This window comes from Motilibacter peucedani (assembly GCF_003634695.1).
Classification (GTDB): domain Bacteria; phylum Actinomycetota; class Actinomycetes; order Motilibacterales; family Motilibacteraceae; genus Motilibacter; species Motilibacter peucedani.
Window position 1 is genome coordinate 26,123 of record NZ_RBWV01000002.1, and the last position, 19,641, is coordinate 45,763.

General features: G+C 73.8%; 17 protein-coding genes. 9 read left to right on the forward strand and 8 right to left on the reverse strand.

Going from position 1 to position 19,641, the window contains the following annotated elements:
• Window positions 1-4 precede the first annotated feature (4 nt).
• Entirely contained in the window at window positions 5-1,792 is a 1,788-nt protein-coding gene (locus CLV35_RS00805) for a glycoside hydrolase family 15 protein (RefSeq protein WP_121191538.1), read from the forward strand.
• A 56-nt stretch (window positions 1,793-1,848) separates the two neighbouring features.
• Window positions 1,849-2,880: a glycosyltransferase family 4 protein gene (locus CLV35_RS00810; protein ID WP_121191577.1), complete on the forward strand. Its 1,032-nt coding sequence runs from the start codon at window positions 1,849-1,851 to the stop codon at window positions 2,878-2,880.
• Here the strand turns inward: CLV35_RS00810 and CLV35_RS00815 are convergent.
• The 6 genes from CLV35_RS00815 to mca all read right to left on the reverse strand — a co-directional run bounded on the left by CLV35_RS00815 (window position 2,877) and on the right by mca (window position 8,397).
• Complete coding sequence (locus CLV35_RS00815) at window positions 2,877-3,896, reverse strand: hypothetical protein (protein WP_231121266.1); 1,020 nt, start codon at window positions 3,894-3,896, stop codon at window positions 2,877-2,879. The two genes, CLV35_RS00810 and CLV35_RS00815, sit on opposite strands and share 4 nt — an antisense overlap.
• A gap of 2 nt (window positions 3,897-3,898) precedes the next feature.
• Window positions 3,899-5,041 carry a glycosyltransferase gene (locus CLV35_RS00820; RefSeq protein ID WP_231121268.1) on the reverse strand — a complete coding sequence of 381 codons (1,143 nt, stop codon included), beginning with the start codon at window positions 5,039-5,041 and terminating at the stop codon, window positions 3,899-3,901.
• A complete protein-coding gene (locus CLV35_RS00825) occupies window positions 5,038-5,229 on the reverse strand; it encodes a hypothetical protein (protein WP_147431825.1) in 192 nt (63 codons plus the stop codon). The genes CLV35_RS00820 and CLV35_RS00825 overlap by 4 nt, the downstream gene beginning before the upstream one ends.
• 153 nt (window positions 5,230-5,382) lie before the next feature.
• A complete protein-coding gene (locus tag CLV35_RS00830) occupies window positions 5,383-7,185 on the reverse strand; it encodes a GH39 family glycosyl hydrolase (RefSeq protein ID WP_147431826.1) in 1,803 nt (600 codons plus the stop codon).
• Between the two features lie 121 nt (window positions 7,186-7,306).
• A complete protein-coding gene (locus CLV35_RS00835; protein ID WP_121191541.1) occupies window positions 7,307-7,516 on the reverse strand; it encodes a hypothetical protein in 210 nt (69 codons plus the stop codon).
• Window positions 7,513-8,397 carry a mycothiol conjugate amidase Mca gene (gene mca / locus CLV35_RS00840; protein ID WP_121191542.1) on the reverse strand — a complete coding sequence of 295 codons (885 nt, stop codon included), beginning with the start codon at window positions 8,395-8,397 and terminating at the stop codon, window positions 7,513-7,515. Before mca ends, CLV35_RS00835 begins: the two co-directional genes overlap by 4 nt.
• Before the next feature lie 133 nt (window positions 8,398-8,530).
• Between mca and CLV35_RS00845 the strand changes: the two genes are divergently transcribed.
• From CLV35_RS00845 to CLV35_RS00875, 7 genes are all read left to right on the forward strand, one after another.
• Window positions 8,531-8,941, forward strand: a complete 411-nt coding sequence (locus CLV35_RS00845; protein WP_183061556.1) for a DUF4307 domain-containing protein — start codon at window positions 8,531-8,533, stop codon at window positions 8,939-8,941.
• A gap of 79 nt (window positions 8,942-9,020) precedes the next feature.
• Window positions 9,021-9,509, forward strand: coding sequence for a transcription elongation factor GreA (greA, locus tag CLV35_RS00850; RefSeq protein ID WP_121191543.1), 489 nt, complete (start codon window positions 9,021-9,023; stop codon window positions 9,507-9,509).
• A gap of 51 nt (window positions 9,510-9,560) precedes the next feature.
• Entirely contained in the window at window positions 9,561-10,076 is a 516-nt protein-coding gene (locus CLV35_RS00855; protein ID WP_121191544.1) for a MarR family winged helix-turn-helix transcriptional regulator, read from the forward strand.
• Window positions 10,073-11,665, forward strand: a complete 1,593-nt coding sequence (locus tag CLV35_RS00860; protein ID WP_121191545.1) for an MDR family MFS transporter — start codon at window positions 10,073-10,075, stop codon at window positions 11,663-11,665. The genes CLV35_RS00855 and CLV35_RS00860 overlap by 4 nt, the downstream gene beginning before the upstream one ends.
• A gap of 385 nt (window positions 11,666-12,050) precedes the next feature.
• Window positions 12,051-13,448, forward strand: coding sequence for a sigma 54-interacting transcriptional regulator (locus tag CLV35_RS00865; RefSeq protein ID WP_121191546.1), 1,398 nt, complete (start codon window positions 12,051-12,053; stop codon window positions 13,446-13,448).
• 1 nt (window position 13,449) lies between these two features.
• Window positions 13,450-15,405, forward strand: a complete 1,956-nt coding sequence (locus tag CLV35_RS00870) for a vWA domain-containing protein (RefSeq protein WP_121191547.1) — start codon at window positions 13,450-13,452, stop codon at window positions 15,403-15,405.
• A 26-nt stretch (window positions 15,406-15,431) separates the two neighbouring features.
• Window positions 15,432-16,649: an MFS transporter gene (locus tag CLV35_RS00875; RefSeq protein ID WP_183061557.1), complete on the forward strand. Its 1,218-nt coding sequence runs from the start codon at window positions 15,432-15,434 to the stop codon at window positions 16,647-16,649.
• On the opposite strand, the gene CLV35_RS00880 is transcribed toward CLV35_RS00875, so the two are convergent.
• Entirely contained in the window at window positions 16,585-18,294 is a 1,710-nt protein-coding gene (locus CLV35_RS00880) for a putative bifunctional diguanylate cyclase/phosphodiesterase (protein ID WP_121191549.1), read from the reverse strand. The genes CLV35_RS00875 and CLV35_RS00880 overlap by 65 nt on opposite strands.
• 107 nt (window positions 18,295-18,401) lie before the next feature.
• Complete coding sequence (locus tag CLV35_RS00885) at window positions 18,402-19,547, reverse strand: cystathionine gamma-synthase (protein WP_121191550.1); 1,146 nt, start codon at window positions 19,545-19,547, stop codon at window positions 18,402-18,404.
• Window positions 19,548-19,641 lie beyond the last annotated feature (94 nt).

Genomic DNA, 19,641 nt, shown 5'->3' on the forward strand with positions numbered 1-19,641 from the left:
CCCCGTGAGCAAGCCGATCGAGGACTACGCCCTGCTGGGCGACCTGCACACGGCGGCGCTCGTCGCCCGCGACGGCTCGGTCGACTGGCTGTGCCTGCCCCGCTTCGACTCCCCCGCCTGCTTCGCCGCGCTGCTCGGCGACGACTCGCACGGCCGATGGCTCGTCGCGCCGGCTGCCGGCGGCGCCTGCTCCCGGCGCAGCTACCGAGACGACTCGCTGGTGCTCGACAGCGAGTGGGACACCCCCGACGGCACCGTACGCGTCACCGACTTCATGCCGCTGCGCGGCGAGGCCGCCGACGTGGTGCGCATCGTCGAAGGCGTCTCGGGGCGGGTGCCGATGCGTACCGAGCTCGTCCTGCGCTTCGACTACGGGCACATCGTGCCGTGGGTGCGCCACGTCGACGGCGACCTCGGCGCGGTGGCCGGGCCCGACGCGGTCTGGCTGCGCACGCGGGTGCCGCTCGAGGGCGAGCACCAGCGCACGGTCGGCGAGTTCGTGGTCGCGGCCGGCGAGAGGGTGCCGTTCGTCCTGACCCACCGGGCCTCGAACCTCCCGACGCCCACGCCCGTCGACCCGCAGCGCGCGCTCGAGGACACCGTCGCGTTCTGGGCGGAGTGGGTCTCCCACTGCACCTACGAGGGCGAGTGGGCCGAGGCCGTACGCCGCTCGCTCGTGCTGCTCAAGGCGCTCACCTACGCCCCCACCGGCGGCATCGTCGCCGCTGCCACGACCTCCCTGCCCGAGCAGCTGGGCGGCCCCCGCAACTGGGACTACCGGTACTCGTGGCTGCGCGACGCGGCCTTCACCCTCGAGGCGCTGATGGCCGGAGGCTTCACTTCGGAGGCGTACGCCTGGCGCGAGTGGCTCCTGCGCTCGGCCGCCGGCGACCCCGCCGACCTGCAGATCATGTACGCGGTGGACGGCGCCCGCCGCCTGACCGAGTACTCCGTCGACTGGCTGCCCGGCTACGCGGGATCGGTGCCCGTGCGCATCGGCAACGCGGCCTCGGGACAGTTCCAGCTCGACGTCTGGGGCGAGACGCTCGACGCCCTGCACCGCGGCCGGGAGGCCGGTCTGGAGACGACCGACGACGCCTGGTCGCTGCAACGGGCGCTGATGGACTTCCTCGAGGGGCACTGGCAGGAGCCGGACAGCAGCCTGTGGGAGGTGCGCGGCGACCAGCGGCACTTCGTCCACTCGAAGGTCATGGCGTGGGCCGGGGTCGACAGGGGCGTCCAGGCCGTCGAGCGGCACGGCCTCGACGGCCCTCTCGAGCGGTGGCGGGCACTGCGCGACCAGATCCACGCCGAGGTGTGCAGCAAGGGCTTCGACGGCGACCGCGGCACCTTCACCCAGTCCTACGGGTCGAAGGGCCTGGACGCCGCGCTGCTGCTCCTGCCGCGCGTGGGCTTCCTGCCGTGGGACGACGCCCGCGTCGTCGGGACGGTCGACGCGGTCCAGCGCGAGCTCTCGCAGGAGGGCTTCCTCCTGCGCTACCGCCCGGAGGCCGACGGCGGCGTCGACGGCCTCCCCGGCAGCGAGGGCGCCTTCCTGGCGTGCACCTTCTGGCTCGCGGACGCCCTCGACGGCATCGGCCGGCACGCCGAGGCGAGGGAGGTCTTCGAGCGGCTGCTAGGGCTGCGCAACGACCTCGGCATCCTGGCCGAGGAGTACGACCCGGTCGGGAAGCGCCTGGTCGGCAACGTGCCTCAGGCCTTCAGCCACGTCGGCCTGGTCAACACCGCGGTCCGGCTCGGCGGCGGCTCCGGGTCGCGCGGTGAGGGCTGAGGCGGCGCCACGGGTGCGACGATCGCCGCATGCCCACCACCCCGAGCTCACGCCCCCTGCGCATCGCCGTCCTCGCCTCGATCGCCCACCGGGCCCCGCCGCGCGGCTACGGCCCCTGGGAGCAGGTGGCCTCGACGCTCGCCGAGGGTCTGGTCGCCCTCGGCCACGACGTGACGCTCTTCGCCACTGCGGACTCCGCGACCTCGGGCCGCCTCCACGCCGAGGCCCCCCGCGGCTACGAGGAGGACCCCTCCGTCGATGCAAAGGTCTACGAAGGTCTGCACATCGCGGCCGCTTTCGAGCGGGCCGACAGCTTCGACGTCATCTCCAACCAGTTCGACTTCCTACCGCTGACCTACAGCCGTCTCGTCGACATACCACTGGTGACCACCGTGCACGGCTTCTCCTCCGAGCGGATCCTGCCTGTCTACCGGCGGTATGACGCCACCAGCCACTACGTCGCCATCAGCGGCTCCGACCGGCACCCGGACCTGGGCTACGCCGCGACCATCCACCACGGCATCGACCCCGCACAGTTCACCTTCCGGCCAGACTCGCAGGGCTACCTGCTCTTCCTCGGCCGCATCCACCCCGACAAGGGCACGCACCTGGCGGTCGAGGTGGCCCGCCGGGCCGGCCTGCCACTGCGGATCGCGGGCATCGTCCAGGACGACGCCTACTTCACCGAGCGGGTGCTCCCTCACGTCGGGCACGACGGCGTCACCTACGAGGGCCCGGTCGGGCCGGCGGAGCGCGACGCGCTCCTCGGTGGCGCGCTCGCGCTGCTGCACCTGATCGGCTTCGCCGAGCCCTTCGGGCTCTCGGTGGTCGAGTCGCTGGCGACGGGTACGCCTGTGGTGGCCTTCGCGCTCGGATCGATGCCCGAGCTGGTGCGGCACGGCACTACCGGCTTCCTCGTCGACGACGTCGAGGAGGCGGTGGCCGCCGTGGCGCAGGTGCCCCACCTGTCGAGGGCGGCCTGCCGGGCCGACGTCGAGGAGCGGTTCACCGCCCGCAGGATGGTGGCCGAGTACGCGGCGCTGTTCGCCGACGTGGCCGCCGGGCGGAGCGTAGCGGCACGGTCCTAGAGCCCGCCGACCAGCAGCAGGGCGCGGGCGTGCTGCAGCGTGGAGATCGCGGCGAGCGTCGACTCGGCACCCTGGTTCTCGTTGCGGCCGTCCACCTCGAGCCCGTCGAAGCCGCCCCCGCTGATCGTGTCCACCAGCGGGGTCGCTCCGTCGTTGTGCCCGTGGAACCACGCCGCCGCGAGCTCGATCCCGCCGAGCCACCGGTCGTCGCCGGTCACGGCAAGGGCACGGGCGCAGGCGTCGGCCAGCGCAGCCACCTCGATCGGCTGCTGGTCGAAGCCGGCGCCGAGGTCGGCCGGGCCGCGGCCCGCCACCGGCACGACGGAGAGGTGGCCGTCGCGGGTCTCCTGCTCGAGCAGCCAGCCGAGCAGCAGCAGGCCGTCGTCGAGCAGCGAGCGGTCGCCCAGCAACGAGCCGGCGGCGACCAGCACCTCGGGCAGTGCGGCGTTGGCGTAGCGCAGGCGCAGCTCGGGCCACGGCCAGGAGGCCGCCGCCGCAGGTCGCCCCACCGCGCGGGCCGCGTCGGCCAGCAACGCCCGGGCCAGCGGGTCGGACGGGCGCACCGCGAGCACCTCGGCGGCGCCGAGCCCGGCGAAGGCCATGGCCCGCGACCACCGCGAGCGCAGCACCGCGCCGCGCTCGAACGCGGCCAGCGCGGCCTCGCGGGCCGTGGAGCTGGCGGGGCGGCGTACCGCAGCGCCCAGGCCCCACAGCGCTCGGCCCCACCAGTCCTCGGTGCTCGAGGCGCCGGACCACCGCAGGTCGGCGCTGCGCCGGTTGCGGAAGGTCCCGTCCTCGCTCTGGGCGCTCACCACGAAGCCGAGGTACTGCTCCTGCAGCCCGGACAGTTCGGGATCCGCCTCGCGGCACACCACCACGAGGGCGCGCGCGACGTCATCGACGCAGTAGCCGTGCGCCGTGCGAGGCACGATGCCCTCGGCGTGCTCGTAGAGGCCCCCGGCGTCGGTGAGGCGTCGGAGGTGGCTGAAGGAGGGGCGCAGGAGGGGTGGAGCCACCCTCACGCGGCGGCCACTGCGGCGGCCACCAGGGTGTCTGCGACCGACTGGTAGCGCTGCGCGACCGCGCCCCACAGCAGCTCCGGCGCCTTCCGCACGGCCGAGGCGCTCATGGCGGCGGCGAGGCCCGGCTCGGTGAGCACCCGGCGCAGCGCCGCCTCGAGGGCCGCGGCGTCGCGCTGGGGCACGACCAGCCCGGGACCGTCGGAGAGCAGCTCGGTCGCGTGGGGGAACGCGGTGGAGACCACCGGTCGCCCGGCGGCCACCGCCTCGATCAGCACGCCCGAGGTGACCTGGTCGACCGAGTCGTAGGGCAGCAGCACCACGTCCGCCGAGCGCACCAGCCGGGCGAGGCTCTCGAGGTCGAGGTAGCTGTCGTCGAACTCGACGTGCCCCGTGACGCCGCGCTCGCGGACCCTCGCCCGGAGGCCGTCTCGGTAGCTCTCGCCGTCGCGCTCGAGGACCTTCGGATGGGTCTTGCCCGCCACGAGGTAGCGCACGTCCAGGTCGCGCAGGCCGGCTACCGCGTCAACGGCCCACTCGATGCCCTTGCCCGGGCCGAGCAAGCCCCACGTCAGGACCAGCGGACGCTCGGAGGAGCCGGCCGACCTGACGGCGCGTCCGGTGTCGGCGGCACCGTGCGGGATCACGACGACCCTCGCGGGGTCCGCGCCGTAGCGGCTGAGCAGCCTGTCGCGCGCGGTCTGCGTCATGGTCACGACGACGGCGGAGATCTCCAGCAGGCGCAGCAGGATGTGCCGCTGACGCACGGACGGCTCTTCGAGCACGGTGTGCAGGACCGAGACGACCGGGACGGTCAGGGCCCCGAGGACCTCGAGCACGTCGCTGCCGTCAGGGCCGCCGTAGATGCCGTACTCGTGCTGCACGAGGACCGCGTCGTAGGAGTCGAGCAGGTCGACCGCCCGGGCCGCGCTGCGGGCAGACCCGTTGACCAGGTGGCCCACGACCTCGGGGCCGGGGCGGCCCTCAGGGGCGTCCACGACGCGGACCACCCCGAGCCTCGAGGAGAGCGGTGCCAGGTGCGCGTACAGGGCGGCGCTGAAGGTGGCCAGACCGCACTGCGTGGGCGGGTAGGTCGAGAGGATCGCGACGGACGCGGGTCGAGCCGGTGCCCCCGGGCTCACTTCTTGGTGCTGGTGCGGTCGACGGCTGACGAGGAGCCGCTGCCGGCCACCGGGGTCTGCCCCTTGGTCTTCTTGTTCGCTTCGAGCTTGGGCTTGCGGGCCTCGCGGCCGCCCTTGTTCTTGCCTGCCATGCGGAACTCCCAGATCGGCGGCTGCGTGACGTGCTGGCAGCCAGGTCGACGCGTCACGTCGAGAAGCGGCACGAGATGGCGAACGCCGGACGGCGACTCCGCTCGGAGTCCGGTCGGTTCTAGGCACGCTCGGGAGGACCCAGTGTCTCACGGATCGGACGGGCAGGACGAGGTGCCGGCGGCGCGCGCCGCCGGCACCTCGTGCCGGGCTCAGCCCCGCGGCGTCGCGGCCGCCAGAGCCGCAGCGTCCGCGCCCCCGCCGACGACGAGCACCGGCACGGCTCCGACCGCGATCGAGTCGCCCGCGGCGGCCGGACGCACGTCGCCGTAGAGCCCGACCGTCGCAGTGGTGCCCTTGCTCGCGGTGACGGAGCGGCCGTCCGCGGTCGACCACAGCACCTGCGCCCAGCCGCCGGAGTCGGGACGCAGGCTGCAGGCCCGCACGTCACCGCTCTGCGAGCAGCCGACCAGCACCGAGCGCGTGAGCCAGCCGGCCGTGCGCATCCACGCCTGGGCGGCCGGCGTCAGCCCGTCGGCGTGCTCGTCGACCGAGATGCCGAGGATGCGGGCGGTGCCCCAGGAGTACCAGAACACCCGGTCGATGCCGGCCGCCCGGTCGGCGAGCAGCGTTCTCGCGATGAAGGCGCCGCCCAGCGGGTCGGGCACCGGCACCGCGTCGGCCGTTCCGCCGGTCACGCCGTAGTTCACCTCGGTGTTCCACACCGGCTTCGAGATGCCGCGCTTGCGCAGCGCGTCGACGACGCTGACCAGCTGGGCCACCGCGTCCTCCGGCAGCTGCTGCGGCATCGGGTAGAGGTGCAGCGAGATGACGTCGAGGTCGGAGATGTCGACGGCGTCGAAGTAGCGGAACGCCCAGCCCTGCTGACCCTTCGTACGCGTCGCGAAGCCGGGGCTGACCACCAGGGCCGCCGGGTCGGCCGCCTTCACGGCGTCGTGCGCGAGCGCGGTCAGGCGCACCAGCGAGGCCTCGTCGCCGTGGTAGTAGTCACCGACGAAGTTCGGCTCGTTCCAGATCTCGTAGCCCGCGATGCGGCCGCGGTAGCGGCTCGCCACGGCACTGACGTACTCGCTCCAGCGCGCGGGGTCGCTCGGCGGCATGCTGGCGCCCGGGCGCTGTGCGACGCCGGGGGCCGTCGGGTCCGAGGACGCCCAGGCAGGCGTCTGGCCCAGCACGAGCAGCGGCGAGAAGCCCTCGGCGACCGCCTTGGAGACGGCCGTGTCGAGCGGCGCCCAGTTCCACACCCCCGGAGCCGGCTCGAGGTCGGCCCAGGTGGTGCCGGTGTCCCAGAGCCGGATGCTCGCGAACCCGTTGAGCGCCGAGGCGCTCGGCGCGCCGTGCACGCCGAAGAACGAGGCCGAGGTGCGCCCCAGCGGCTGGGTGCTCGGCACCAGCGGCGCCGCGACGGGCTGCGACACCGGGCCGGGCTGCGGACCGGAAGCGCCTGGCACCACCGGCAGGACCGGCACGGCGCAGAGCTGCGCCAGGGTCGGCTGCTTCGCGACCGGCTTCCTGGCGACCGGCTTCTTGGCGACGATCTTCTTCGCAGCCGCCTTCTTCTTGGCAGCTGCCTTCTTCTCGGCCTCGGCGGCCTTCTTCGCCGCGGCCGCCTTCTTGGCAGCAGCGCTCAGCGCGGCGCGGCGCGCCCTCTTCGCAGCAGCAGCCTTCTTCTTCGCTGCAGAAGCTCTCTTCTTCGCTGCAGCAGCCTTCTTCTTCGCTGCAGCAGCCTTCTTCTTCGCTGCAGCGGCCTTCTTCGCCGCAGCCGCCTTCTTGGCGGCGACGGCCTTCTTCGTCGCCTCGGCCTTGGCCGCCGCGGCGACGGCGGCGGCGCACTGCTTGCCGGTCGCCGAGCGGGTCACGGCGGCAGGAGCGGGGGTGGGAGTGGCGGTTCCGGCGGTCGCACTGCCGGCGAGCGTGCCGGTCAGGGTGAGCGCCGCGAGGGCGACGGTGGCGGCCTGCGCCCACACGCTGCGGGCACGACTCGTCAGTGGCACGGGAGAGCTCCGGGGGACGCTGGAGCCGCGACTCGGCTCGACGCGTACTCATCGGCACGCCGCCGCGCCCGTCACAAGCACCCGATCGGGTGCTAGCGCTCCCCTGCCCCCGGTCGCGCGCTCAGGGGGTCGGAGGCGTACGCCGCTGCTCGTCCTCGCGCGCTACGTCGTCCTCGTCGAAGCGCACCTTGCCCAGGTGCCGGGTCATCGAGCGCAGCAGCAGGACCAGCACGACGCCGAGCAGCGCCACCACGAGGAAGCCGAGGACCCCCGGGGTGACCTTGCTCTCGTCGAAGGTGTCGGCCAGCCGGACCGCTGCGACGCTCGTCATGCGGAGCTCCTCTCGAGGTGCTCGCGCACCCCGGCGAACAGGTCGTCCTCGGGCAGACGCACCCCGATGACCGAGCGGGCGAGCTCGTAGTCCTCGGTCGGCCACACCTTCTGCTGCACCTCGAGCGGGCAGGCGAACCACGAGCCGTCGGGGTCGACCTGGGTCGCGTGGGCGAGCAGAGCGCGGTCGCGGGTGGCGAACCACTCGCCGCAGGGCACGCGGGTGGTGATGGGACGCTCGGCGCGGGTCTCCCAGCGCTCCATCCAGTCGGCGTAGGGCGACTCGAGCCCCTCGGCCAGCATCGCCTGGTGCAGCGCGACCACGCGCCCGCGGGAGAAGGTCTGGTTGTAGTAGAGCTTGAGCGGCGTCCACGCCTCGCCGGTGCCGGGGTAGGCCTCCGGGTCGCCCGCGGCGTCGAAGGCCACGTCGGTGATGCGGTGGCACATGATGTGGTCGGGGTGGGGGTAGCCGCCCTGCTCGTCGTAGGTCGTGACCACGTGGGGGCGGAACTCCCGGACCACCCGCACGAGCGGCTCGGCCGCGAGCTCGACGTCCTGCAGGGCGAAGCAGCCCTCGGGCAGCGGCGGCAGCGGGTCGCCCTCGGGCAGGCCCGAGTCGACGAAGCCGAGCCAGACCTGCCGGACCCCGAGGATCTCGCGGGCGGCGTCCATCTCGGCGGCGCGGACCGCGGGCAGGTTCGCCAGCACGCCCTCGTCGTGGGCCAGGCGCGGGTTGAGGATCGAGCCGCGCTCACCACCGGTGCAGGTGGCGACGAGGACCTCGACCCCCTCGCTGACGTAGCGCGCCATCGCGGCAGCGCCCTTGCTCGACTCGTCGTCGGGGTGCGCATGCACCGCCAGGAGTCGCAGCGGCTCCGGCACTCGCCCTCCTCGCGCGTGCGACGATGACACGGGCACCTGGCCCGCGCACCGCGCGTCCGGACCGGCGCCTGCCGCCGGTCCTGCACCGACCGTGGTCGGTGGCACCCATCCTCCTGCACCGGAGCCCGTACCCGTGAACCCGACCCCCTCCACCACCTCCGCCGGCGGTGGCGTGCCCGCCGACCGCTACGGCCGGCCGGCCACGGGACGCCGGCCGCTGGCGTACGCAGCGGCGGCGCTGCTCGCGGTCCTGGCGGTCGCTTGGGTGGCCTGGGTGGCGCTCGGCGGCAGCGACCCCGTCAGCGCCCAGGTGCAGGGCTTCGAGGAGGTCGCGCCGCGCGTCGTGCGCGCCCGGGTGGTCGTGACGGCGCCGCCGGACGCCGCCGTCCGGTGCACCCTGCGCGCCCTCGACGAGGACCGCGCGGTCGTCGGGCGCGCCGCCCTGGAGCTCCCGGCCGGGGCCCGGTCCCGCGGCGCCAGCGTCGACATCCGCGTGCTCACCAGCGCCTCCAGCGTCGAGGAGGTCGGCTGCTCGCCGGCTTGAGACGATAGAGTCGTGGGTCCACCGCGAGGACCGCCGCGCACGGAGCGCGACCCACCAGCGAGACCCAGCAGGAGATGCCGTGAGCGAGACCAGCGCCCAGACCGCCTGGCTGACGCAGGAGCAGTTCGACCGGCTCACCGCCGAGCTCGAGCACCTGCGCGGCCCGGCGCGCGCCGAGATCGTCAAGCGCATCGAGGCCGCGCGCGAGGAGGGCGACCTCAAGGAGAACGGCGGCTACCACGCCGCCAAGGACGAGCAGGGCAAGCAGGAGGCCCGCATCCGCCAGCTCACCCAGCTGCTCGAGAACTCCCGCATCGGCGTCGCGGCCGCTCCCGAGGGCGTCGTCGCGCCCGGCATGGTCGTCACGGCCGAGGTCGCCGGCGACGTCGAGACGTTCCTTCTCGGGTCGCGCGAGGGCATCAGCGGCGACATCGACGTCTACTCCCCCACCTCGCCGCTCGGCGCGGCCATCGTCGGCCAGCACGTGGGCACGACGACCTCCTACACCGCGCCCAACGGGCGCGAGATCACCGTCGTCGTGAAGGACGTCAAGCCGTACGCCGGCTAGTCCCCCGAAAACTGCTTGCATGCTGCATCCAACTGCAGTAGCGTTGCTTGCATGGCCCAAGCAACTGCACCTGCGAGCCCCGGCGGCGCCGCCGGCGAGCACCTCGACGAGCAGCAGCTCGACACGGTGGTCGCGTCGCTGATGCAGACGATGCGGGTGCTGAAGTCGGCCCCGCTCGGCACGCCGGTCGAGGGCGCCTGCCTGGGCGTGCTGCACACGGTCGGCAGCTCCGGCCCGCTGCGTCCCGGTGACCTGGCGAGCGAGGTGCGCCTCGACGCCAGCACCGTCAGCCGCCACCTCCAGGTCCTCGAGCGGCTCGGCATGGTCGCGCGCGAGCGCGACGCCGACGACCGTCGCGCGTTCCGCGTGGCGACGACCCCGCTGGGCGACTCGACCCTCACCGAGGCGGCCGCCGTCCGGCGGTCCCTCCTCTCCGGCGCGCTCCAAGGGTGGAGCCGCGCCGACGTCACGCAGCTGGCACAGCTGCTGCACCGGCTGGCCGAGGACACCTCCTCCGCCGCCGACTCCCTGCACGCCACTCGCCACATCCCCGGGGAGCGCTCATGAGCACCCAGACAGCGGCACCCGCGCCGACCGCCACCTACCCGCCGCAGCGCACGCTCTACGCGATCATCGGCGCGCTCATGCTCGGCATGCTGCTCGCCGCGCTCGACCAGACCATCGTCTCGACCGCGCTGCCGACGATCGTCGGCGAGTTCGGCGGCATCGACAAGCTCTCGTGGGTGGCCACCGCCTACCTGCTGACCTCGACCGCCACGACGCCGCTCTACGGCAAGGTCAGCGACATGTTCGGGCGCAAGCCCGTCTTCCAGTTCGCGATCGTCACCTTCCTGCTCGGGTCGGCGCTGGCCGGCGCCTCGCAGAACATGGGTGAGCTCATCGCCACCCGCGCGCTGCAGGGCATCGGCGCCGGCGGCCTGATGGCGCTGGTCTTCGCGATCATCGGCGACATCGTCCCGCCGCGGGAGCGCCCGAAGTACATGGCGCCGTTCGTCGGTGTCTGGGGCCTCGCCAGCGTCGCGGGCCCGCTGCTGGGCGGCCTGTTCACCGAGCACCTGAGCTGGCGCTGGATCTTCTACGTCAACCTGCCTGTCGGCGCGGTCACCCTGGTCGTCGTCGCCCTCGTGCTCAAGCTGCCGCGCAACCGCCAGCAGCACACGATCGACTACACCGGTGCGACCCTGCTCGTGGCCAGCGTCACCTCGGTCCTGCTCTACCTCTCGTGGGCCGGCAGCACCTACGGCTGGTTCGCCGGCCGCTCGGTCGCACTGCTCGCCGCCGGGCTCGTCCTCGGCGTCCTCTTCGTGTGGGCCGAGACCCGCGCGGTCGAGCCGATCCTGCCGCTGAGCCTGTTCAAGAACGACGTCGTCAGCGTCACCAGCGTCATCGGCTTCGCGCTCGGCCTGGCGATGTTCGGCTCGACCATCTACATCCCGCTCTACCTGCAGGTGGTCAACGGGGTGAGCCCCACCGAGTCCGGCCTGCGCATGCTGCCGCTCATGGGCGGCATCATGATCGCCTCGGTCGGGTCGGGCCGCATCATCACCCGCATCAACCGCTACAAGGTCTTCCCGGTCATCGGGACCGCGATCCTGACGCTCGGGCTCTTCCTGCTCTCGACGATGGAGAGCGACACCTCCGGCTGGGTCTCCGGGTCCTACATGTTCGTGGTCGGCTTCGGCGTCGGCCTGATCATGCAGGTGCTCATGGTCGCCGTGCAGAACGCTGTCGACTTCTCGGTCCTCGGCGTCGCCACCTCGATGTCGACGTTCTTCCGGTCCATGGGCGGCACGCTCGGCATCGCGATCCTCGGCGCCGTGCTCTCGTCGCGGCTCTCGAGCGAGATCGCCGACCGCGTGCCGGCCACTGAGCTCTCCCGCCTCGGCGACCCGAAGCAGCTCGAGAACCCCGCCGCGATCCAGGCCCTGCCCGAGCCCGCGCACGGCCAGGTCGTCGAGTCGCTCGTGCAGGCGCTGCACAGCGTCTTCCTCTGGTCGGTCCCGGTCACGGCCGTCGCGTTCGTCTTCGCGCTGCTGCTCCGTGAGGTCCCGCTGCGGGGCCGCGGTCCCGTGCCGCCGAGCGACAAGGCGGCCGAGGAGGCCAGCGAGATCGCGCCCGTCTTCGCGATGGAGTAGTTCCACCCGCACGCACGTCGAGGCCGCCGTCCCCTCCCGGGGACGGCGGCCTCGCTGCGCGGGGGGCTGGGCACAGGCGAGCGGTAGCGAACGCAGCCCAGCGGTAGCGGGCGCATCCCAGCGTTAGCGGCGGAGCTACCGCCGGCGTACCTCTGCTACCGCTCGCGTGCCCGCAGAGCGGTGAGCGGTAGCAGCGCGGGGCGGGCGGTAGGAGATCGGCTACCGCCGGCCCGCATTCCCTACCGCTGATGTCCCTCCGACGAGTCGAGCGCATCTGCGCGCGACCGACCGGCGCCGCATTCCCCGCCACGCCGCCACACGGTTACGCGGTGCGCGGACGGATCTGGTCTCGCGAGAGGTGGCGGAGCGGACGTACGGTCGGGAGGTGACCCGAGCCACCACCCTGGGCGCCCTGCGCGCCGACGGCCATGTCCACCGCACCGTCAAGGAAGAGCTGCGCGAGAACCTGCTCGCCGCCATGCGCTCCGGCGAGCAGCGCTTCCCCGGCATCGTCGGCTTCGACGACACCGTCCTGCCCCAGCTGGAGCGCGCCGTCCTCGCCGGCCACGACCTGGTGCTGCTCGGAGAGCGCGGCCAGGGCAAGACCCGCCTGATCCGCACGCTGGTGACCCTGCTCGACGAGTGGACTCCCGTGGTCGAGGGCTGCGAGATCAACGACCACCCCTACGCCCCGGTCTGCGGGCGCTGCCTGGCGCTGCTCGCCGAGACCGGCGAGGACCTGCCCGTGGCGTGGAAGCACCGCTCCCAGCGCTACGGCGAGAAGCTCGCCACCCCCGACACCAGCGTCGGCGACCTCATCGGCGACATCGACCCGGTCAAGGTGGCCGAGGGCCGCACGCTGGGCGACCCCGAGACGGTGCACTACGGCCTGGTCCCCCGCACCAACCGCGGCATCTTCGCCATCAACGAGCTGCCCGACCTCGCCGAGCGCATCCAGGTCGCCCTGCTCAACGTGCTCGAGGAGCGCGACATCCAGGTGCGCGGCTACCAGCTGCGGCTGCCGCTCGACCTGATGCTCCTGGCGAGCGCCAACCCCGAGGACTACACCAACCGCGGGCGCATCATCACCCCGCTGAAGGACCGCTTCGGCGCCGAGGTCCGCACCCACTACCCGCTCTCGCTGGACAGCGAGGTCGACCTGGTCGACCAGGAGGCGCAGCTCGCGGCGCACGTGCCGGCGCACCTGGTCGAGACGGTCGCCCGCTTCACCCGGCTCGTACGCGACTCGCCCTCCGTCGACGCGCGCAGCGGCGTCTCGGCGCGCTTCGCCGTCGCCGCCGCCGAGACGGTCGCCGCCTCGGCGCTGCGCCGCTCGGCGATCACCGGCGAGGAGCCGGCCGTCGCCCGCTACAGCGACCTGCCGGCCGTCGTCGACACGCTGCTGGGCAAGGTGGAGTTCGAGGTCAGCGAGGAGGGCAACGAGCGCCAGGTGCTGATGCACCTGCTGCGCCGCGCGACGGTCGACACCTTCCGCGCGCACCTCGCCGCCAGTGACCTGTCCGCGCTGCTCGAGAAGTTCGACGAGGGCCTGGTCGTCGAGACCGGCGACCTCGTGCCCGGCACCCGGCTGCTCGAGCAGGTGGGCGCACTGCCTGGGCTCGGCCACGTGCTCGGCCAGCTCGGCATGGCCGACGACGTCGACTCCCCCGCCTTCGCGGCCAGCGCGCTGGAGTTCGCGATGGAGGGCCTGTTCCTCAACCGGCGCATCTCCAAGGAGGAGGGCGAGGCGGCCGGCGGCTCGCGCACCCTCTACGGGGCCTGAGGTGGTCGCGCGCTACGGGCAGTACGACGACGGGCCCGACCCGCTCGCGCCGCCCTACGACGTACGCCGTGCGCTCGACGCCCTCGGCGACGACGTCCTGCAGGGGGCCTCGCTGCGCGAGGCGCTCCGCGAGCTGCTGCGCGGCGGCATGGACGGGCGACGGGGCCTCGACGACCTGCTGCGCCGGGCGCGCGAGCAGCGCAACCGGCTGCGCAAGCAGGGGCGGCTCGACGGGACGCTCGAGGAGGCCCGCCGCCTGGTCGACAAGGCCGTCGGCGAGGAGCGCGCCGAGCTCTTCCCGCGGCCGAGCGACGACGCCCGCTTCCGCGAGGCCCAGCTCGACGCCCTCCCGAGGGAGACCTCGCGCGCCGTGCAGGAGCTCGCCGACTACGACTGGCAGTCGCCGCAGGCGCGCCAGACCTTCGAGCAGCTGCAGGACCTCCTGCGCCGCGAGGTGCTCGACACCCAGTTCCGCGGCATGAAGCAGGCGCTGGAGTCGCAGGACCCGTCGGCGATGCAGGGCGTCAAGGACATGCTCTCGGACCTCAACGAGATGCTGGCCAAGGACTCCCGCGGCGAGCACACGCAGCAGGACTTCGACGACTTCATGGCCAAGCACGGCGAGTTCTTCCCTGACGCGCCGGAGAACCTCGAGGAGCTCGTCGACTCCCTCGCCCGCCGGGCGGCCGCGGCCCAGCAGCTGCTCAACTCGCTCTCGCGCGAGCAGCGCGCCGAGCTGCAGTCGCTGATGGAGCAGGCGATGCAGGACATGGACCTCGCCAACCAGATGGCCCAGCTGCAGGGCCAGCTGCGCGGCCGGCGCCCCGACCTCGACTGGAACGGTCGCCAGCGCATGCGCGGCGAGGGCGAGGGCATGGGCCTCGGCGACGCGACCAGCGCCCTGCAGGAGCTCGCGGACCTCGACGAGCTCGAGCAGTCGCTCGGCCAGGACTACCCCGGCGCCTCGCTCGAGGACATCGACGAGGACGCCGTGCGCCGGGCGCTCGGCCGCAAGGCCGTCGACGACCTCGAGGCGCTGCGCCGGCTCGAGCGCGAGCTCGAGCAGCAGGGCTACCTCTCGCGCTCGGGCGGCGAGACGCAGCTGACCGCCAAGGCGATCCGGCGGCTCGGCCAGACCGCGCTGCGCCGCGTGTTCAGCGACATGCAGTCCCCGCGGCGCGGCAGCCACGACGTGCACGACGCCGGCGCTGCCGGCGAGCCGACGGGCGCCTCGCGGCAGTGGCAGTTCGGCGACGAGCAGCCGATCGACGTGGTGCGCACGCTCACCAACGCCGTACGCCGTGGTGCCTACGCGGGCGGCCGGCTGAAGGTCGGGGTCGACGACTTCGAGGTCGTGGAGACCGAGCGCCGGTCCTCGGCCTGCGTGTGCCTGCTGGTCGACCTGTCCTACTCGATGGTCCTGCGCGACACGTGGGGCGCGGCGAAGCAGACGGCCCTCGCGCTGCACGCGCTGGTGAGCGGGCAGTACCCCCAGGACGCCATCCAGATCATCGGCTTCTCGTCCTACGCGCGGGTCCTCCAGCCCGGCGAGCTCGCCGGTCTGGACGCCGACATGGTGCAGGGCACCAACCTGCAGCACGCGCTGATGCTGGCCGGGCGCTTCCTCGACAAGCACAAGGACAGCGAGCCGGTCGTCCTCGTCGTCACCGACGGCGAGCCGACCGCCCACCTGCTGCCCAACGGCCAGCCGTGGTTCGCGTGGCCGCCGGAGCCCGAGACGATCACCGCGACGGTGGCGGAGGTCGACCGGATGACGCGCCGCGGAGTGCCGCTCAACGTCTTCCTGCTCGACGACGACCCGCGGCTGGTCGCCTTCGTGCAGGAGGTCGCGCGGCGCAACGGGGGCCGGGTGCTCCAGCCCTCCGCCGACCGACTGGGGTCCTACGTCGTCAGCGACTACCTGCGGATGCGACGGGGACGCCGCGGCGCTGCGTAGGAGCCGACCCACGTAGGATCCGGCCGGTGCGCCGCCTCTTCGCCGGGCTCCCCGCTGAGGTGGCCGTCCTGTCAGCCGTCGCCGTGGCGGTGGCCGTCGGCTTCGGCGTCGTCGCACCGTCCATCCCCGTCTTCGCCCGCGACTTCGGCGTGGGCGAGGCGGCCGCCGGCGCGGTCGTCAGCGCCTTCGCCCTGACCCGCCTGGCGTTCGCGCTGGCCGGCGGCCGGCTCGTCGACGCCCTCGGCGAGCGGCTCGTGCTCGCGGTCGGCATCGCGATCGTCGCAGTGTCGAGCGCGCTGGCCGGGCTCTCGCAGTCCTACCTGCAGCTCGTGCTCCTGCGCGGGGTCGGCGGGGTCGGCTCGGCGATGTTCACGGTGTCGGCCATGGCGCTGCTGCTCCGTGTCACCCCGCGCGAGCTGCGCGGCCGCGCGACCGGCGTCTACCAGGGCGGCTTCATCCTCGGCGGGGTCACCGGGCCGGCCTTCGGCGGGCCGCTGACGCAGTGGTCGATCCGCGCGCCGTTCTTCGTCTACGCCGCGACCCTCGCGGTCGCCGGCGCCATCGCGATGGCGTTCCTCGCGCACAGCCGCGTCGACGAGCAGGAGGCGGGCGACGCGGAGGCACCGCAGCGTACGAGCCTGGCGGAGGCCCTGCGCAGCCGCGGGTACGTGACGGCGCTGTGCGCGAGCCTCGGCAGCGGCTGGGTGGCGTTCGGCATCCGCAGCTCGCTGATCCCGCTGTTCGTCGTCGAGGCGCTGCACGCCGGCGCCGGGTGGACCGGCGCGGGCTTCGCCGTGTCGTCGGCGGCCCAGGCCCTGCTGCTGCTGCCCGCCGGGCGGCTGACCGACAGCGGCGGGCGGCGGTTCACGCTCAGCACCGGGCTGGCCGTCGCCACGGCGAGCTCGGTGGTCCTCGTGGTGTGCGGGAGCACGTGGGTGTTCCTGGTCGCCATGGCCCTGATGGGCGCGGGCTTCGCGCTGATCAGCCCCGCGTCGGGCGCGGTCGTCGGCGACATCGTGCGCGGGCGCGGCGGCACGGTCGTCGCGGCCTTCCAGATGGCCAGCGACGTCGGCGCGATCTCCGGCCCTGTCATCGCGGGCTGGCTCGCGCAGGAGGTGTCCTACCCCGCCGCCTTCGCTGCAGGGGCCGTCGTGCTGGCACTGTGCACGGCGCTGGCCGTCACGATGCCGGAGACGCGAGCAGCCGGGTCCGCAGCTCGGCCAGCGGCACCGGCCGACCGATGAGCCAGCCCTGCGCCGTGTCGGCGCCGGCGGCCCGCACGGCGGCGAGCTGCTCCTCGGTCTCGACGCCTTCGACCGTCACCGACATGCCGAGGTCGTGCGCCAGCGCGGCGATGCTGCCGAGCAGGCGGCGGGTCCGGTCGTCGGCCGCGAGGTCGGCGGCGAACGACCGGTCCACCTTCAAGATGTCGACGGGCAGGCGGAGCAGGTAGCTCAACGACGAGTAGCCGGTGCCGAAGTCGTCGAGCGCCAGCTGCAGGCCCAGGGCCTTGAGCCGGCCGAGGACGCTCTGCGCCGCGTCGGGGTCCTCGACGACGGCGCTCTCGGTCAGCTCGACGATCAGCGAGGCCGGGTCGACGCCCGAGCGCTGCAGCGCCGCCTCGACCGACTTGACCAGCGCGGGGTGGTGCAGCTGGCGGGCCGAGAGGTTGACCGCCAGCCGGGCGCCGGGCAGCGCCAGCGCCGCGAGGTCGCCGCACGCCTGCTGCAGCGCCCACCGGCCGAGGCCGACGACCAGGCCGGTCTCCTCGGCGACGGGGATGAACTCGTCGGGCGGCACCAGGCGGTCGGGCGCCTGCCAGCGCAGCAGCGCCTCGGCCTCGACGACCGAGTCGTCGCGCAGCCGCAGCAGGGGCTGGTAGTGCAGGAGCAGCTCGCCGCGCCGCTCGGCCTCGACCAGCCCGGCCGCGAGCCGCAGGCGCTGCGCGGCGCGCGCGGCACCGTCGGCGTCGAAGACCGCGACGCAGCCGCCGCCGCGCCGCTTGGCCTCGTGCATCGCGGTGCCCGCCCGGCGCAGCAGCTCGTCGCCGTGGATCCCGTCGGGCTCGTCGACGGCGACCCCGACGCTGGCGCCGACCGTCACCATCTCCTCGTCGGCCCGGATGGGCTCGGACAGGGCGCCGGCCAGCCGCTCGGCGAGCAGCACGGCCTCGGCGGTCGAGGTCACCGAGGGCAGCACGACGACGAACTCGTCGCCACCGAGGAAGGCGGCGAGCCCGGCGGCGCGCACCTCGCGCCGCAGCCGGAAGGCGGTGGAGCGCAGAACCGCGTCGCCCGCGGCGACGCCGAGCCGGTCGTTGACCCGCGTGAAGCCGTCGAGGTCGAGCACGAGGACGGCGCGCAGCCGCCCGTCGTCGGACGCCTCGGCGAGCTCGCGCTCGAGCCGCAGCCGGTTGGGCAGCCCGGTCAGCCGGTCGTGGAAGGCGAGGTGCTCGAGCTCCTTCTCGTGGGCGACCCGCTCGGTGATGTCGTGGGCGTCGACCACGAGGCCGCGCACCTGCGGGTGGCCCAGCAGGTTGCTGAAGGTGACCTCGAACCAGCGCTTGGCCTCGTAGGCCGACTCCGCGCCCTGGCTGCCGAGCAGCAGGCACAGCTCGACCACCTGCGGCTCGCCGGTGTGCCGGCAGCGCTCGGCCGCGGCCCGGGCGACCGCGGCGGAGTCGGGGTGGATGAGCCGGTTGCCGTTGGTGCCGACCAGCGGCAGCGTCGGCGTGGGCAGCTGGGAGAGCACCGCGGGGCTCGCCCAGCGGATGACGCGCTCGTCGTCGATGACGAAGATCAGCCCGGAGCTGTGCTCGAGCACCGCGGCGAGCGCGGGCTCGGCGTCCGGCACGGGGCGCAGCGCAGGCTCGAGGGAGGGCACGGCCATGCGCCCACCTCCCGACCCGTCGACAGCGACTGCGAACCCTGACGGCAGTCCCGATCGGTCCGGTCCGGGCGCAGCGTAGGCCCGGCGCCGAGGATGCCCCGAACGGGTCAGGCCAGCGCCTGCTCCAGGTCCGCGAGCAGGTCCTCGACGCTCTCGATGCCCACCGAGAGCCGCACGAGGTCGCTCGGCACCTCCAGCTGCGAGCCCGCGACCGACGCGTGCGTCATGCGGCCGGGGTGCTCGATCAGCGACTCGACGCCGCCGAGCGACTCGCCCAGGGTGAAGACCTCCGCCCGCTCGCAGACGCGGAGCGCCGCCTCCTCGCCGCCCCGCAGCCGGAACGACACCATGCCGCCGAAGGCGCGCATCTGGCGCGCAGCCACCTCGTGCCCTGGGTGCTCGGGCAGGCCGGGGTAGAGCACCGACGCGACCGCCGGGTGCTCGACGAGGAGCTCGACGACCTTGGCCGCGTTGGCGCAGTGCCGGTCCATGCGTACGCCGAGGGTGCGCGCGCCACGCAGCACCAGCCAGCAGTCGAAGGGGCCGGGCACCGAGCCCGAGGCGTTCTGGTGGAACGCGAGGCGCTCGCCGAGCTCGGGGTCTGTGACGACCAGCGCACCGCCGACGACGTCGGAGTGGCCGCCGAGGTACTTCGTGGTCGAGTGCACGACGACGTCGGCGCCCAGTGACAGCGGCTGCTGGAGGTAGGGCGAGGCGAAGGTGTTGTCCACCAGGCACAGCGCGCCCTGCTCGTGGGCGATCGCGGCCAGCCCGGCGATGTCGGCGACGGAGAGCAGCGGGTTCGACGGCGTCTCGACCCAGACCAGCGCGGTCTCGGGACGCACGGCCGCGCGCACGGCGTCGAGGTCGCGCAGGTCGACCGGGTCGAACGAGATGCCCCACCGCGACCACAGCCGGTTGAAGAGCCGGTGGGTGCCGCCGTAGGCGTCGTTCGGGAAGACCACGTGGTCGCCCGGCTTCAGCACGGTGCGGACGAGGGTGTCCTCGGCGCCGAGCCCGGAGCCGAACGCGACAGCGCGGCTGCCGCCCTCGAGCGCCGCGAGGCACCCCTCGAGCGCGGTACGCGTGGGGTTGCCCGAGCGGGAGTACTCGTAGCCGCCGCGCAGGCCGCCGACGCCGTCCTGCTTGTAGGTGGAGGCCTGCACGATGGGCGGCACCACCGCACCGGTCGCGGCGTCGGGCTCCTGGCCCGCGTGGATGGCCAGGGTCTCGAAGCCGTACGCGTCGCTCATGCCCGCCACGCTAGCCCGGAGCGCTGGCGGCCCGGTACGCGGTGGCGGGTGGCCGAGGCGGAATCCGGGAGGGGCGCTGGCGGTTGCAGGAGAC

Coding starts and splice junctions, on each gene's coding strand:
- CLV35_RS00835 (WP_121191541.1), bottom strand. CDS start 7,516: ATGACGAGCGTCGCAGCGGTCCGGCTGGCCGACACCTTCGACGAGAGC.
- CLV35_RS00855 (WP_121191544.1), top strand. CDS start 9,561: ATGGCCCAAGCAACTGCACCTGCGAGCCCCGGCGGCGCCGCCGGCGAG.
- CLV35_RS00860 (WP_121191545.1), top strand. CDS start 10,073: ATGAGCACCCAGACAGCGGCACCCGCGCCGACCGCCACCTACCCGCCG.
- CLV35_RS00880 (WP_121191549.1), bottom strand. CDS start 18,294: ATGGCCGTGCCCTCCCTCGAGCCTGCGCTGCGCCCCGTGCCGGACGCC.
- CLV35_RS00885 (WP_121191550.1), bottom strand. CDS start 19,547: ATGAGCGACGCGTACGGCTTCGAGACCCTGGCCATCCACGCGGGCCAG.